This is a genomic window from Sphingosinicella sp. LHD-64, from assembly GCF_031157375.1.
GTDB lineage: Bacteria > Pseudomonadota > Alphaproteobacteria > Sphingomonadales > Sphingomonadaceae > Allosphingosinicella.
The window spans coordinates 77882-90215 of sequence record NZ_JAVIFV010000005.1 but is presented as its reverse complement, the minus strand read 5'-3'; the positions used below and the strand labels follow the sequence as shown (position 1 = coordinate 90215).

11 protein-coding genes are annotated in these 12334 nt (G+C 68.4%); 6 read left to right on the top strand and 5 right to left on the bottom strand.

Annotation, left to right across the window (positions count from 1 at the left end; genetic code table 11):
• Positions 1-37 precede the first annotated feature (37 nt).
• On the bottom strand, positions 38-976 hold the full coding sequence (locus RCO27_RS17880) for an SDR family oxidoreductase (RefSeq protein ID WP_309004075.1): 939 nt from the start codon (positions 974-976) through the stop codon (positions 38-40).
• Between the two features lie 79 nt (positions 977-1055).
• Here RCO27_RS17880 and RCO27_RS17875 point away from each other — a divergent pair, with 79 nt between their 5' ends.
• A complete protein-coding gene (locus RCO27_RS17875; protein WP_309004074.1) occupies positions 1056-1658 on the top strand; it encodes a helix-turn-helix domain-containing protein in 603 nt (200 codons plus the stop codon).
• Between the two features lie 19 nt (positions 1659-1677).
• Here RCO27_RS17875 and RCO27_RS17870 read toward each other — a convergent pair whose 3' ends face one another.
• A complete protein-coding gene (locus tag RCO27_RS17870) occupies positions 1678-4089 on the bottom strand; it encodes a glycoside hydrolase family 3 N-terminal domain-containing protein (RefSeq protein ID WP_309004073.1) in 2412 nt (803 codons plus the stop codon).
• Positions 4090-4250: 161 nt separating this feature from the next.
• On the opposite strand from RCO27_RS17870, the gene RCO27_RS17865 reads away from it, so the two are divergent.
• The 3 genes from RCO27_RS17865 (at position 4251) to RCO27_RS17855 (ending at position 8648) form a co-directional block, all read left to right on the top strand.
• Positions 4251-5360: a LacI family DNA-binding transcriptional regulator gene (locus RCO27_RS17865; RefSeq protein WP_309004072.1), complete on the top strand. Its 1110-nt coding sequence runs from the start codon at positions 4251-4253 to the stop codon at positions 5358-5360.
• Between the two features lie 115 nt (positions 5361-5475).
• Entirely contained in the window at positions 5476-6885 is a 1410-nt protein-coding gene (locus tag RCO27_RS17860; protein WP_309004071.1) for a sugar porter family MFS transporter, read from the top strand.
• A gap of 2 nt (positions 6886-6887) precedes the next feature.
• A complete protein-coding gene (locus RCO27_RS17855; protein ID WP_309004070.1) occupies positions 6888-8648 on the top strand; it encodes an IlvD/Edd family dehydratase in 1761 nt (586 codons plus the stop codon).
• A 3-nt stretch (positions 8649-8651) separates the two neighbouring features.
• Here RCO27_RS17855 and RCO27_RS17850 read toward each other — a convergent pair whose 3' ends face one another.
• On the bottom strand, positions 8652-9311 hold the full coding sequence (locus RCO27_RS17850; protein ID WP_309004069.1) for a glutathione S-transferase family protein: 660 nt from the start codon (positions 9309-9311) through the stop codon (positions 8652-8654).
• 4 nt (positions 9312-9315) lie between these two features.
• Complete coding sequence (locus RCO27_RS17845; protein WP_309004068.1) at positions 9316-9960, bottom strand: dihydrofolate reductase family protein; 645 nt, start codon at positions 9958-9960, stop codon at positions 9316-9318.
• A gap of 105 nt (positions 9961-10065) precedes the next feature.
• Between RCO27_RS17845 and RCO27_RS17840 the strand changes: the two genes are divergently transcribed.
• Positions 10066-10560: a helix-turn-helix domain-containing protein gene (locus RCO27_RS17840; RefSeq protein WP_309004067.1), complete on the top strand. Its 495-nt coding sequence runs from the start codon at positions 10066-10068 to the stop codon at positions 10558-10560.
• 72 nt (positions 10561-10632) lie between these two features.
• Positions 10633-11412, top strand: a complete 780-nt coding sequence (locus RCO27_RS17835) for an enoyl-CoA hydratase-related protein (RefSeq protein ID WP_309004066.1) — start codon at positions 10633-10635, stop codon at positions 11410-11412.
• On the opposite strand, the gene RCO27_RS17830 is transcribed toward RCO27_RS17835, so the two are convergent.
• On the bottom strand, positions 11354-12286 hold the full coding sequence (locus RCO27_RS17830; protein ID WP_309004065.1) for a DoxX family membrane protein: 933 nt from the start codon (positions 12284-12286) through the stop codon (positions 11354-11356). The two genes, RCO27_RS17835 and RCO27_RS17830, sit on opposite strands and share 59 nt — an antisense overlap.
• Positions 12287-12334: the final 48 nt, after the last annotated feature.

Here is a 12334-nt window from a genome sequence, read left to right as displayed (position 1 = left end):
CCCGGGGACGGCGAAACCGACGCCACGCGATCGCCTCTCACTTTGCGACCTGCGCCTCGCCGGGGGAAAACGTCATCCCTGTCAGCCGTTCCGACGCGGCCCACAACCTTGCAGCGTCGCCTTGGTCGAGCGCCTGAGCGGGAACTCTCGCCTCTATGGGATAGCCACGAGTCTCGCTGAGCCTGTCCGGGCCATAATAGGCGCCGCCCCGAGCCTCCGGCGATGTCGCGGCGAAAAGCGTTGGCAAAGCGCCCTGCCACGCGGGCTGAAACAGGAAGGGCAGGAAGCGGCGAACCCGCCCGCTGAGGCTGTCATTGCCCGCGCCGTTCGGAAGAAGATCGGTGCGGGTGATGCCGGGATGTGCGGCGATGCCGGCAATGCCCCATCGGCCCGCCTTGCTGCGGCGGTGCAGCTCGAGGGCGAACATGAGACAGGCGAGCTTCGATTGTCCATAGACCGGAAACGGGCGGTAGCTCTTCTCCGCATTGAGATCGTCGAAGTCGATCGCGCCGTTCCGCGCGGCGATGCTCGATACGGTGACGACACGCGGGTTCCTGCCCTTTCGCAGCAGCGGCAGGAGTCCTGCCGTCAGCGCGAAATGGCCGAGATGGTTGGTACCGAACTGCAGCTCGAAACCGTCGCTTGTCTCGCGGCGTTCGGGCGGAGTCATGACACCGGCATTGTTGACCAGCAGATCGAGGCTGTCTCCCTGATCCCGCAGCCGTTCGCAAAAGTCCGCGACGGATCTGAGGCTCGCCAGATCGACCTCTCCGAACCGGACGGCGGCGGATGGAACTTCGTCGCGGATTCTTGCAACCGCCTCCACGCCCTTCCGGGGATTGCGGCCGGCGATGATGACCTCGCCGCCCGCCCGCGCCAGCGCGAGGGCCGTCTCATAGCCGAGGCCGCCGGTGCCGGTGACAATGGCCGAGCGGCCTTTCTGGGAGGGAATGTCGGATGCTGTCCACTTCGCCATGATAACGCCTTCCCAATGATTCGCACTTGGTGTAAAATTACACTACACTCAGTGCAAGTTTGCATCAAGGGAAATTTTTATGAAGCAAACCGCCGGCAGAAATCCACCCGGGGAAGGCCTCAGGGAGCGCAAGCGCCGCGAGACCGCGAAGCGTATCAAGGAGACCGGGATCCGCCTGTTCATCGAACGGGGCTATGATGCCGCGACGATCGACGACATTGCAGCCGAGGCGGGCATCTCGCGGCGCACCTTCTTCTATTATTACAAGTCCAAGGACGACATTCTGATGAGCCTGCAGAGCGCGCTGGGCGACATTCTCGCCGAACGGCTGCGGGAGGAGCCTGACGACAAGCGACCTCTGGACGCAGTGCGCGATGCGGCGCTCCGGGTCTCCGCAACCGTTCCAAAGGACGAGATGCTCGTTCTCGACCGGCTGATGCGCTCCAGCGAGGCGGTTCAGGCGCGCAAGGTGGCGAGCTATGTCCAGCACGAAGGCACGTTGTTCGCGGCCCTGCGCGAGAAATGGCCGGAGCCGGAGCGGGAGACCGCCCTCCGGCTCATTGCCATGCTGTCATTCGGCGCCGTCCGCCTGTCGCTCGACGCCTTCAATCGGGAGGGCGGCAAGCGCCCCCTCGTGGAGCTGCTGCGCGATGCTTTCGACGTCCTCGAAGCCGAAATCTGAGGACGGCGACCGAGACGAACTAGCGCACGGTCAGCGTCACGCTCTCGAGGTCCACCGAATTGGGCCCGACCGAGATGGTGAAGGTACCTGGCTCGACGACGCGGCGCATTTCCAGGTTCCAGAGCGACAGGTCCGCCGGCGTCAGCTCGAAACGGACCGTGCGCCGCTCGCCGGGGCGCAGGGCGACGCGCTGGAAGCGCTTCAGCTCCAGCAGCGGACGCGTCACCGAGGCCGCGTCGTCGCGGACGTAGAGCTGCACCACCTCGTCGCCGGCGCGCCGGCCGGTGTTGCGGACATCGACCTCGACCGCGACGCTGTCGTTCGTGCCGATCGTGCGCCGCGCGAGCCGCGGCGGCGACATCTCGAAGCTGGTATAGGAAAGGCCGAAGCCGAACGGGTAGAGCGGCGCCGTCGTGTCGAAGAGATAGCCGCGCCGGGCGCTGGGCTTGCGGTTGTAGAAGACCGGGAGCTGGCCGACGTTGCGCGCGATCGAGACTGGCAGGCGGCCGGCCGGATTGACCCGGCCGAAGACCACGTCGGCGACGCCATGGCCGGTCTCCTGGCCGAGATACCAGCCTTCGAGCAGGGCCGGCGCGTTTTCGGCGAGATAGTTGACCGACAGCGGGCGGCCGTTGAGCAGGATGACGACGGTCGGCTTGCCGAGCGCGAAAATCTCCCGGGCGAGCTGCTCCTGCGGCCCGACCAGATCGAGCGAGGAGCGGTCGCCGAGATGATTGTCGGCCCAGGCTTCGCGGCTCAATTGCTCGTTGTCGCCGAGCACCAGCACGATCGTGTCGGCACCTCGCGCCGTCTCGATCGCCTCGCGGCGCAGGCGATCGTTGACCTCCGGCGGCGTCAGGTTGACCTCATCCTGCGCCCAGATGCGCTGCTCGGTGAGGCGCACGCCCTCGGCATAGTCGACCTGGAAGCGGCCGCGCGATTCCGCCTGCATGCCTTCGAGCACCGAGACGATATGGCGCGGGATGTCGCTGTAGCCGCCGATCGGCGTGTCGCGGGCGTGGGTGCCGATCACCGCCATGCGGCGGATGCGTGATGCATCGAGCGGCAGCAGGTTGTTCTCGTTCCTGAGCAGCACGATCGAGCGGGCCGCCGCCGCGCGGGCGAGCGCGACTGCGTCGGGGGTCGCGGTCAGACCGTCCGCGGCCGCGGCGTCGACATAGGGATTCTCGAACAGGCCGGCCTCGAACTTCATGCGCAGGATGCGGCGCACCGCATCGTCGATCCGCGCCTCGGAAACGCGGCCCTGGCGGACCAGTTCGGGGAGATGGAGGTAGCCTTCGCCGTCCGGCGTCTCGACATCGACGGTGGCGTTCATCGCCGCCACCGCGGCATCGCTTATGTCGGGAAACATGCGGTGGCGGGTCACCATCTCGCGGATCGCGAAATAATCGCTGACGATCGCACCCCTGAAGCCCCATTCCTGGCGCAGCACGTCATGGAGCATCCAGCGGTTGGCGTGGGAGGGGACGCCGTCGATCTCGTTGTAGGACGGCATGACCGCGCGGATCGGCAGCTCGCGCACCGCTCGCTCGAACGGCGGGAAGAAGATTTCGCGCAACGTCCGCTCGCCGAACGGCGCCGGGCCGATATTGGTGCCGCTTTCGGGCTGGCCGTGGCCGGTCATGTGCTTCAGCGTCACGAACACCCGCTCGCGGCCCAACGGCAATGTCGTCCCCTGGAAACCGCGGATCGCGGCGAGCGACATCTCGCTGACCAGATGGGGGTCCTCGCCATAGGTCTCCTCGATCCGGCCCCAGCGCGGATCGCGCGCGACGTCGACGACGGGGGCGAGCGCGAGATTGGCGCCGCGTGCCCGCATCTCGCGCGAGGCGACATTGAAGATCCGCTCGACCATGGCGGGATCGAAGCTGCTGGCGAGCGCGATCGACTGCGGAAAGCTGGTCGCGTCGCGCGCGACATAGCCGTGCAGCGCCTCCTCGTGCATGATCAGCGGAATGCCGAGCCGGGTCCGCTCGACCGCCCAGCGCTGCGCGGCATTGATATAGTCGGCGGTCTCGCGGGCGTTGCGGTTGACCTGGCCGGCGGTGGCGCCGGCGGGGCCGTTCGCATCGGCCGCGACGCCGCGCCGGTCGGAGGGGCGGGCGATCTGGCCGAGGCCGTGCGGGAAGGCGCCGGAGGCGCGCTCGGGGGAGAAGTCGCCGGCGGGTGTCTGGATGCGATCCTTGTGCTCCCAGACCGACTGCATCTGGGCGACCTTCTCCTCCAGCGTCATGCGCGCGAGCAGGTCCTCGACCCTCCGTTCGATCGGCTGGGACGGGTCCTTGTAGGCCGGGCGCTGGTCCCCCTGGCTCGCCCCGGCAAGGGCGATGCAGCCGGTCAGCGCGAGCGTGCAGGCCGCCACCGCTGCCGCGGCCCAGCGCATCGGTCCATGCTTCGCGAGGGTCGCCATTTCGTCATCCTCCCTGTGCGCTTGCCGTTTGCGATCCAGCGGCCGATTATGATAGCGCTACCAATTCCTAGTCCGACGGGCGCGTCAGCGTCAACCGGAGAAGATTTGCAAGAGCCGCGTGCGGGTATAGTGTCCGCCCGAGACATGGCGAAGGGAGCGGGATGAAGAGGCCGAGCCGGCGGGGACGGGGAAGCGTCACGATTCAGAACGTCGCGCGCGAGGCCGGCGTCTCGGCGATGACCGTCTCGCGGGTGATCAACGGCGAGCGCAACGTGCGCGAATCCACGCGGGCCGCGGTGCTCGAGGCGATCAGCCGGCTCAATTATTCGCCCAATACCGCGGCGCGCAGCCTCGCCGCCGGCGACGCCACCCATATCGGCCTGCTCTACGCCAATCCCTCCGCCGCCTATCTGAGCCAGTTCCTGGTCGGCGCGCTCGACGCCGCGCGCCGGGCCGGCTGCCACATCGTCCTCGAAGCCTGCGAATCCGAGCGCGCCGACGAGCAGGCGGAGGCGACCCGGCGCTTCGCCGCCTCCGGCGTGGACGGGGTGATCCTGCCACCGCCCTTGTCGGAATCGATCCCCGTCCATGCCGAGCTGGCGGCCGCCGGCACGCCGGTGGTGACGGTGGCGATGGGCCTGCCCCAGCCCGGCGGGCTCAACGTGCGCATCCACGACCGCGAGGCGGCCGCGGCGATGACCCGCTACCTCGTCTCCCTCGGCCACCGCGCGATCGGCTTCATCGCCGGCCATCCGAACAACACGGCGAGCGGCGAGCGCCAGAACGGCTTCCTCGCCGCGCTCGAGGACGCCGGCCTCGATCCGGCCCGGGCGCCGATCGAGCAGGGCTATTTCACCTATCGCTCCGGCCTGATCGCCGCACAGCGGCTGCTGGCGCGCGATCCGCGCCCGACCGCGATCTTCGCCTCCAACGACGACATGGCCGCGGCCGTGATCAACGTCGCCCACCGCGCCGGGCTCGAGGTGCCGGGCGACCTCAGCGTCGTCGGCTTCGACGACACCGCGCCGGCGACGACGGTCTGGCCCGAGCTCACCACGGTGCGGCAGCCGATCGCCCCGATGGCGGCGGCGGCGGTCGACATGCTGCTCGCCGACCTTCGCGCGCGCCGCGCCGGCGAGGAGCCCGAGGGCGCCGAGCACGTGCTCGACCATTCGGTCGTCATCCGGGAATCCGCCGCCGCGCCGCGCAAGGTCGCCGCGTCTGCCGACCGTCGCGGGCGCGGAACCGCGCTGTCCCCGGCCGGCGCCTGAAGCGATGCCGGCGATTTTTCGACAGACCTTGCAAATCTCCGGCTGACATTCTGATTGTTATCGCTACCATGACTGGATCGACACCGGCCTGAACCGGGCGGAAAGGGAGGAGAGGATGAACGACAGTCCCGCGGGCCGGGCCAATATCGCCTTCATCGGCGCGATCGTCGCGGTGGCGACGATCGGCGGCTTCATGTTCGGCTACGACAGCGGCGCGGTGAACGGCACCCAGGAGGGCCTCAGGAGCGCCTACGGCCTGACCGAGGCCCAGCTCGGCCTCACCGTCTCCTCGCTCCTGATCGGCTGCGCGATCGGCGCCTTCCTCGCCGGGCGGCTGGCCGACGTGATCGGGCGGCGCAACGTGATGCTGCTCGCCGCGATCGCCTTCCTTGTCAGCGCGCTCGTCGCCGGCGCGGCAGGATCGACCGCGCTGTTCGTCGTCGCCCGCGTGCTCGGCGGCATGGCGGTCGGCGCGGCGTCGGTCCTCTCCCCCGCTTATATCAGCGAGGTGACGCCGGCGGCGATCCGCGGCCGTCTCTCGAGCATCCAGCAGATCATGATCATCACCGGCCTCACCGGCGCATTCGTGGTCAACTATCTGCTCGCCCAGCATGCCGGCGCGTCGACCGAACCGTTCTGGCTCGGCTATCCGGCCTGGCGCTGGATGTACTGGATGCAGGCCATTCCGGCCGCGGTGTTCCTCGTCTCCCTGCTCTTCATCCCGGAAAGCCCCCGCTATCTCGTTGTCAAGGGCCGCGACGCCGACGCCGAGCGGGTGCTCACCCGCCTGTTCGGCCCGGCCGAGGCGCGCGCCAAGGTCGCCGAGATCCGCGCCTCGCTGGTCGCCGATCACCAGCCGCGCCTCTCCGACCTCAGGAATCCGGCGACCGGCAAGCTGCGCATGATCGTCTGGGCCGGTCTCGGCCTCGCCATCTTCCAGCAGCTCGTCGGCATCAACGTCATCTTCTATTACGGCGCGACGCTCTGGCAGCTCGGCGGCTTCACCGAGGACCAGGCGCTGCAGATCAACGTCGTCTCCGGCGCCGTCTCGATCGCCGCCTGCATCTTCACCGTGCTCGTCATCGACCGGATCGGGCGCAAGCCGCTGCTGATGATCGGCTCGGCCGGCATGGCCGTGACCCTGTTCGCGATGGTCTACGCCTTCGCCAACGGCACACTCGACGCCGCCGGCAATCTCCAGCTTGCGGAGTCGACCGGGATCGTCGCGCTGGTCGCGGCCAATCTCTACGTCATCTTCTTCAACGTCAGCTGGGGACCCGTCATGTGGGTGATGCTGGGCGAGATGTTCCCGAACCAGATCCGCGGCTCCGCGCTGGCCGTCTGCGGCCTCGCGCAATGGGCGGCGAACTTCGCGATCAGCGCGACCTTCCCCTGGCTCGCCGCCAATATCGGCCTCACGATCACCTACAGCTTCTACGCGCTGAGCGCGGTCGTCTCCTATGTCTTCGTCGCGAAGATCATCGAGGAGACCAAGGGCCGCGAGCTCGAGGAGATGACGGGCTGAAGATGCGCCGCACCCCCGCCCGCCCCCTCCGCTCGCGCGACTGGTTCGCCGCGCCGGGCCGCAGCGACATGGCGGCGCTCTATCTCGAGCGCTTCATGAACTACGGCCTGACGCCGGGCGAGCTGCGCTCGGGCAAGCCGATCGTCGGCATCGCCCAGACCGGCTCCGATCTGTCGCCCTGCAACCGCATCCATCTCGATCTCGCCAGGCGCGTGCGCGACGGCATCCGCGACGCGGGCGGCGTGCCGATCGAATTCCCGGTCCATCCGATCTTCGAGAATTGCCGCCGGCCGACGGCGGCGCTCGACCGCAACCTCGCCTATCTCGGCCTCGTCGAGATATTGAACGGCTATCCGATCGACGCGGTGGTGCTCACCACCGGCTGCGACAAGACGACGCCGGCCGGGATCATGGCCGCCTCGACCGTCGACATCCCCGCCATCGTCCTCTCCGGCGGACCGATGCTCGACGGCTGGCACGAGGGCGAGCTGGTCGGCTCCGGGACGGTGATCTGGCGCGCGCGGCGCAAGCTGGCGGCCGGGGAGATCGACGAGGAGGAATTCTTGAGCCGGGCCTGCGACAGCGCGCCCTCGCCCGGCCATTGCAACACGATGGGCACCGCCTCGACGATGAACGCGGTCGCCGAGACGCTCGGCCTCTCGCTCCCCGGCTGCGCCGCCATTCCCGCGCCCTATCGCGAGCGCGGCCAGATCGCCTACGAAACGGGCCGGCGGATCGTCGACATGGCCTATGAGGACCTGCGGCCGTCGGGGATCCTGACCCGCGCAAGCTTCCTCAACGCGATCCGCGCGGTGAGCGCGCTCGGCGGCTCCAGCAACGCCCAGCCGCACATCGTCGCCATGGCCCGTCATGCCGGCGTCGAGCTGCATGAGAGCGACTGGATGACGCACGGCTACGACATCCCCCTGCTCGTCAACATGCAGCCCGCCGGCGCCTATCTCGGCGAGCGCTTCCACCGCGCCGGCGGCGTCCCCGCCGTGCTCTGGGAACTGCTCCAGGCCGGCAAGCTCGACGGCGATTGCCTGACCGTCACCGGGCGGACATTGGCGGAAGGCCTGCGCGAAGCGACCGATCGTGAGATGATCCGCCCCTACGGCCAGCCGCTCAGGGAGCGCGCCGGCTTCCTCGTCCTCAAGGGCAATCTGTTCGACTTCGCGATCATGAAGACCAGCGTCATCTCCGATGCCTTTCGCGACCGCTACATCAAGGACGGCGTGCTGGAGGGCCGCGCGATCGTGTTCGACGGATCGGACGACTATCACCACCGGATCAACGATCCCGCGCTCGGCATCGACGAGAACTCGATCCTCGTCATCCGCGGCTCGGGCGTGCTCGGCTGGCCGGGCTCGGCCGAGGTGGTCAACATGCAGCCGCCCGACGCGCTCATCCAGCGCGGCATCCTCTCTCTCCCGACGATCGGCGACGGCCGCCAGTCCGGCACGTCCGACAGCCCCTCGATCCTCAACGCCTCGCCAGAGAGCGCCGCCGGCGGCGGCCTGGCGTGGCTGCGCACCGGCGACATCGTCCGCATCGATCTCGAGGCCGGCACCTGCGACGCGCTGGTCGCCGAGGCCGAGATCGCGCGCCGCAAGGCTGCGCCCGTGCCGCCCGTTCCCGACAGCGCCACCCCCTGGGAGGAACTCTATCGCGAGAAGACCGGCCAGCTCGCCGAAGGCGGCGTGCTGGAGTTCGCGCTCAAGTATCGCGGCACGTCCTCGAAGACGCCGCGGCACAATCACTGACGCTTACGCCGCCGGTTCCTGCGGAAACATATGGGCATAGGGCCTGGCTTCCTCCAGCACCCTTGCGACGCTCGGCCGCGCCTCAAGCCGGTCGAGATAGGCCGCCAGGACGGGCAAGCGGTCGCGGAACGGATGGACCTTCTCGGCATAGTGAAGCGACGGCGCCGCGGCACAGTCGGCCAGGCTGAAATCCTCGCCCGCCGCCCAGGTGCGGCCCGCAAGCTCGCCCTCCAGCCAGCCATAGGCCTTGTCGAGCAGGGTCCGCGCACCGGCGACCCCGAACGGGTCGCGCGAGTCCGCCGGCCGGATGCGATCGAAGACGATGTTCTGCATCGGCATCATGACGTAATTGTCGAACACCCGGTCCATTTCGCGGACCTTGAGCGCGGCGTCCGGATCGGCGTGATGCGGCACCAGGTTCGCCGGCCCGCGGTGATGCAGGCCGAGATATTCGATGATGACGCTCGATTCGACGATCGTCCGGCCGTGGTCGGTCAGGATCGGCATCTTCGCGATCGGCCAGAGTTCCGCGAACTCCCGGCCGACCTCCTCGTTGTCGAAGTCGAGCTGGCGCAGCGTGAAGGGTGTGTCGTTCTCATGGAGCGCGATCAGCACCTTCCAGCAATAGGAGGACAGCGGATGGGCATAGAGGACGAGGCTCATGGTTCTAGGCTCCCTTGGTGAGGACGATATGCATGGCGCGTTCGCTGGTGACGTGCTCTGTCACGGCAAAACCTTTCGCGAGAAGGTCGATGCCCGCGAACAGCGGCTCGCCGCGGCCGAGCAGGATCGGCGACACGGCGAGATGCATCTCGTCGATCAGGTCGGCCTCCAGATACTGGCGGACCGTGGACGCGCCGCCGCCGATCCGGATGTCCTTGTCCCGGGCCGCCGCCCGGGCGCGGTCCAGCGCCTCGCGGATGCCGCCGGTGATGAAATGGAAGACAGTGTCGCCCGCCATTTCCAGCGGCGGCCGCGCATGATGGGTGAGGACGAACACCGGCACGTGATAGGGCGGGTTCTCGCCCCACCAGCCGCGCCAGCTCTCGTCCGGCCATGCCCCGCGGACGGGTCCGAACATGTTGCGGCCCATGATCCAGGCGCCGACATTCTCGAAGCTGCGTTGCGCGAACCCGTCGTCGATGCCGGTGTCGCCCTCCCGGCCGGAGAGCTGCTGGAAGGTCCGGGTCGGGATCAGCCAGTCGTGCAGATGCTCTGTGCCACGGCCCAATGGGTGTTCGACACTCTGGTCGGGACCGGCACCATAGCCATCGACGGAGACGGTGAAGGCACTGACGGTAAGCTTGGACATCTCTTCTCTCCTCGATCGAACTGCTTTTGATTTGCAACCAGTTGCTGTGACTAGGGCAACTGATTTCATATTGCAAGCGGTTTTTTTGCGCCTATATTGGGAACTATGACCGATCAACGTTCCGGCTGCCCGATCAACCTGACGCTGGAGACCCTGGGCGACCGCTGGAGCCTGATCGTCATCCGCGACCTCATGTTCGGCAATCGCCGCCATTTCCGGGTGCTGCTGAACGAATCGGAGGAACGGATCGCCTCCAACATCCTCGCCGACCGGCTGAAGCGGCTGGTCGCGTCCGGCCTGCTGTCGAAGGTCGAGGATCCGACCCACAAGCAGAAGGCGATCTACAGCCTCACCGAGAAGGCGATCCAGCTTGTGCCGCTGTTCGCCCATATGGGCGCCTGGGGCCGCCGCCACCTGCCGGTGACCCACGAGCTCTCGGTTCGCGCCCAGCTGCTCGAGGAGGGCGGCCCGGCGCTTTGGGACGACTTCATGGACGAGCTGCGCACCATCCATCTCGGCGTGCCGCCCAGGCCGGGCCCCAGCGTATCGGAGCGCCTTCGCGCCGCATTCGAGGCGGCGGTCGCCGAAAGCGCCGCCTAGACGCGGCGGGCAAAACGGGAAAGGCCTGTCGCCGCAGCTAGGCTTCGGCACATAGCCGCGTTACGAACGCGCATGGCTTTCGAAACCATCCGCCTCGACCAGGATATCAACGCGGTTGCGACGCTGACGCTGAACCGGCCCGACTCCCTCAATGCGCTGAGCGCCAGGCTGCTCGACGAGATGCGGGCGGCGGTGGAGAGCCTGCCGGATTCGGGCGCACGCGCGCTGCTCGTCACCGGCGCGGGGCGCGGCTTTTCGAGCGGGGCGGACCTCGCGTCGGACGGCGGCCTGCCCGAGGATGTCGGGGCGGCGCTGGAGGCGCATTTCAATCCGCTGGTCGAGGCGCTGTTCGCCTGCCCGCTGCCGATCGTCGCGGCGGTCAACGGCCCGTGCGCCGGCGCCGGCTGCAGCCTTGCGCTGGCCGCCGACATCGTCATCGCCGGCCGCTCGGCCTATTTCCTCCAGGCCTTCATCAACATCGGGCTCATTCCCGATGCCGGCGCGACCTGGTTGCTGCCCCGCCTCGTCGGGCGGGCGCGGGCGATGGAGATGATGATGATGGGCGAGCGCATTCCCGCCGACCGGGCCGCCGACTGGGGGATGATCAGCCGCGTCGTCGACGACGAGGCGCTCCTCGACGAGGCCGGTGCGTTGGCCGCCCGGCTCGCCCGGGGGCCGACGAAAGCCTACGGCCTGCTGCGCCGGCTCGCCCGCGAAGCCGAGCAGCTGCCGTTGAGCGAGGCGCTGTGGGCCGAGCGGATCGCGCAGCGCGAGGCCGGGTGGACCGAGGATTTCAGGTCGGCTGTATTTGCATTTCTCCAGAAGCAGCCGCCGACCTTTCGCGGGGCGTGATACCGGCGCGGATGATCCACGCGGCGCCGGCCAGCATCGTCGCGACGGTGAGCATCGTCCATTCGATATGGCTGGCCGGCTCGGCGATGACGCGGGGCAGGTGCAGCAGCAGCACGAAGCAACCCATCATCGCGGCGAGCAGGGTTGCGGCGAGGCGCGAGAGCACGCCGCTCAGGATCGCGAGGCCGGCGGCGAAATGGCCCGCCCCGGTCGCCCAGGCCCAGAAGAGCGGGGCGGGGATCCACGCCGGGACCATGCCGGCGGTGAAGTCCGGATAGGCGAAATGGCTGAGGCCGAAGACGATCGGGCAGATGCCGTAGCCGTAGCGCGCCACCTGCTGCCATGCCCGCCGTGGCGTGGGATCGAGCAGCGCCGCCAGCATCAGCGCGCCGGCCGCGAGCGAGAGGATTTCGGCAAAGCCCAGCCAGGGAAGGATCGTCAGCGGCGCCGCCAGCACCTTCGGCAGCTTGAGCAGCAATACCCAGAGCAGGATGTAGCCGGCGAGGAATCCGGCGGTCCGGCGGGCAGCGGCGGGCCAGAGCAGCAACGCGCCTGCCACGGCGAGCACCGCGCCGTTGAGATAGGCGAGCGGCGTCCGGCCCGGTACCCATTCCGGCACCGGCTGCCATTGCAGGCCGAAATTGCCGAAGGCGAGACAGACGAGGCCGTAGCCCAGGGTTCCGATCGCGAGGATGATGCCGTCGTACCGTTTCATTGCGTCCATGCCCTTCCCGCCCAAGCCTTCGCTGTAATTCGGTGTCGCGCGCAGCGGCGACGGCAGCGCCGCGAACAGCAGCGCGGCGAGGCCCGGAAGGCCGAACCAGGTCGCCCCGCCGCCGAAGAAGAGCGCGTCCGCCTGCGCCGCATTGTACATCGCTGCGACGGATATCCTGCGCTTGGGGACTCGCGCTTGGGGAATATT

Coding starts and splice junctions, on each gene's coding strand:
- RCO27_RS17880 (WP_309004075.1), bottom strand. CDS start 976: ATGGCGAAGTGGACAGCATCCGACATTCCCTCCCAGAAAGGCCGCTCG.
- RCO27_RS17875 (WP_309004074.1), top strand. CDS start 1,056: ATGAAGCAAACCGCCGGCAGAAATCCACCCGGGGAAGGCCTCAGGGAG.
- RCO27_RS17870 (WP_309004073.1), bottom strand. CDS start 4,089: ATGGCGACCCTCGCGAAGCATGGACCGATGCGCTGGGCCGCGGCAGCG.
- RCO27_RS17865 (WP_309004072.1), top strand. CDS start 4,251: ATGAAGAGGCCGAGCCGGCGGGGACGGGGAAGCGTCACGATTCAGAAC.
- RCO27_RS17860 (WP_309004071.1), top strand. CDS start 5,476: ATGAACGACAGTCCCGCGGGCCGGGCCAATATCGCCTTCATCGGCGCG.
- RCO27_RS17855 (WP_309004070.1), top strand. CDS start 6,888: ATGCGCCGCACCCCCGCCCGCCCCCTCCGCTCGCGCGACTGGTTCGCC.
- RCO27_RS17850 (WP_309004069.1), bottom strand. CDS start 9,311: ATGAGCCTCGTCCTCTATGCCCATCCGCTGTCCTCCTATTGCTGGAAG.
- RCO27_RS17845 (WP_309004068.1), bottom strand. CDS start 9,960: ATGTCCAAGCTTACCGTCAGTGCCTTCACCGTCTCCGTCGATGGCTAT.
- RCO27_RS17840 (WP_309004067.1), top strand. CDS start 10,066: ATGACCGATCAACGTTCCGGCTGCCCGATCAACCTGACGCTGGAGACC.
- RCO27_RS17835 (WP_309004066.1), top strand. CDS start 10,633: ATGGCTTTCGAAACCATCCGCCTCGACCAGGATATCAACGCGGTTGCG.
- RCO27_RS17830 (WP_309004065.1), bottom strand. CDS start 12,286: ATGTACAATGCGGCGCAGGCGGACGCGCTCTTCTTCGGCGGCGGGGCG.